A 1,851-nucleotide genomic window follows, 5' to 3' on the forward strand; every position below is an offset into this window, starting at 1 on the left:
GACGACGCTCCCACCGGGTCCGCGCCCGCCGGCGGCGCGGGTACGCCGGCCGGCGGCGAGCCCGAGCCGGCCCTCGTGGCCGGCGGCGACCCGGAGCCGACCCCCGTCGCCGGGGAGCCCGAACCGGCGTTGGTCGCCGGGGCCGGGTCGCCGGACCGGGCGGCGACGGCGCGTCCCGGGCGCCCGGAGCGGCCCCGTTCCGAGCGTTCGCCCAAGGACATGGCCCTGTCGCTGCTGGTGCTGCTGGTGCCGATCGCCCTGCTGCTCGCCTTCTACCGGGGCTTCCTCGGCGGCGAGCAGCCCACCACGGTCGACGCCGCCCCCGTCTACGAGCAGGCCCGCGCCGCGAACGTCTTCCCCGTCACCGAGCCGTCCGGGCTGGGCGACGGCTGGCGTACGGTGAGCGCCAGTTTCCGTACCGTCGACGACGGCGCGACCCTGCGGGTGGGGTATCTCACCCCGGAGGGGCGGGGTGCCCAGCTGGTGCAGAGCACCGTGCCGCCGCAGCGGCTGATCCCCGCCGAGCTGACCGCGCAGGGGCAGCCACAGGGGCCGGCCGACCTGGGCGGGGCGAACTGGCAGCGGTACACCGGGCGGGGCAACGAGCAGGCGCTGGTGCTCCTCGAACCGAACCGTACGGTGATCGTGGTGGGCGACGCCCGCGACAACGAGCTGCGGGAGCTGGCCGGCGCACTGCGCTGACCGGCGGCGGTACGGGTGGACCGGGCCGGGGGGATTGCGGAAGGCGACGTCCGGGAACAGAAGGGACACGACCCCGGGCCGGCCCGACCGGGCGGGGACCGTGCGCCGCGCGGGAAGTGTCACGCCCGTGCCGGCACGCCCCCGGTGCCCGCCGGGGGTCGGACGACCCGACTGGAGAACCCGACGTGACCATTCGACGTTTCAGTACGGCGGTCTTCGCCGCAGCGCTGCTCACCCCCGGCCTGGCCGCCTGCAACAACTCCGGCACCGGTGAGGCGGGGTCCTCCGCGTCCCCGTCGGTCTCCGGCAGCGTCGCCCCGGGCAGCGCCTCGCCCGGCACCTCCGAGGCCAAGCAGGCCCTGCTGGACTCCACCAACGAGATCCGCAACGGCAACTTCCGGTTCACCATGAGCGGGGTGGGGTCGACCGCCGAGGGGCAGGTGCACCAGCCCAGCCAGAGCGCCCAGATGAAGCTGAGCATCGGGGACGCGTCGTCGGACCTGATGATGAACCTGGACCTGATCCACGCCAAGCCGGACAGCTGGGTCAAGCTCGACCTGGGCGGCAAGTCCGCCAGCAGCATCCCCGGCGCGCAGAAGCTCAACCTCGGCAAGTACCAGCACCTCGACCAGACCCGGATCAAGGGCAACAAGTCGCTCGGGTTCGACTTCGAGAAGGTCGACCCGGCCGGCAGCGCCGTGCTGACCCAGGGCATCACCGAGGTCCGGCAGACCGGCGAGGGCAGCTATGCCGGCACCCTGGACGTGTCGAAGGCCGCCGAGGCGGGTTCCGTCGACCAGACGGTGATCAGCGCACTGGGCGCGCAGGCGCAGTCGGTGCCGTTTACCGCGAAGCTGGACCCGCAGGGCCGGCTCAGTGAGCTGGTGGTCCAGATCCCGGCCGCCGGCCAGAGCGCCGCGCAGGACATCAAGATCACCTACTCGGACTACGGCAACGCCACCGCCGCCCAGAAGCCCGCCGCCGACCAGGTGGTCGAGGCGCCGCAGGAGTTCTACAACCTGTTCAGCTGAGCGTGTGTACCGACGGCGGGGTGGGCCCCGGGGCCCCCCCCCCGCGGGGCCCCCCCGCCGCCGAAACCGGGGTTGGACGACCGGGGGGCCGCCGCCCCCCGGGGGGGGGGGGGGTGCG

At 74.4% G+C, this 1,851-nt stretch carries 2 protein-coding genes; both read left to right on the forward strand.

Annotated elements, in window-relative coordinates; genetic code table 11:
* Positions 1–75: 75 nt before the first annotated feature.
* Positions 76–702 (forward strand): DUF4245 domain-containing protein, encoded by a 627-nt coding sequence (locus ACOJTC_RS14150; RefSeq protein ID WP_420117210.1) that lies wholly within the window; start codon positions 76–78, stop codon positions 700–702.
* A gap of 185 nt (positions 703–887) precedes the next feature.
* Complete coding sequence (locus ACOJTC_RS14155; protein WP_204927494.1) at positions 888–1,733, forward strand: hypothetical protein; 846 nt, start codon at positions 888–890, stop codon at positions 1,731–1,733.
* The last annotated feature ends 118 nt before the right edge of the window (positions 1,734–1,851 follow it).

Source organism: Micromonospora sp. (assembly GCF_048594385.1).
In the GTDB taxonomy this organism is placed as follows: Bacteria; Actinomycetota; Actinomycetes; order Mycobacteriales; family Micromonosporaceae; genus Micromonospora; species Micromonospora wenchangensis.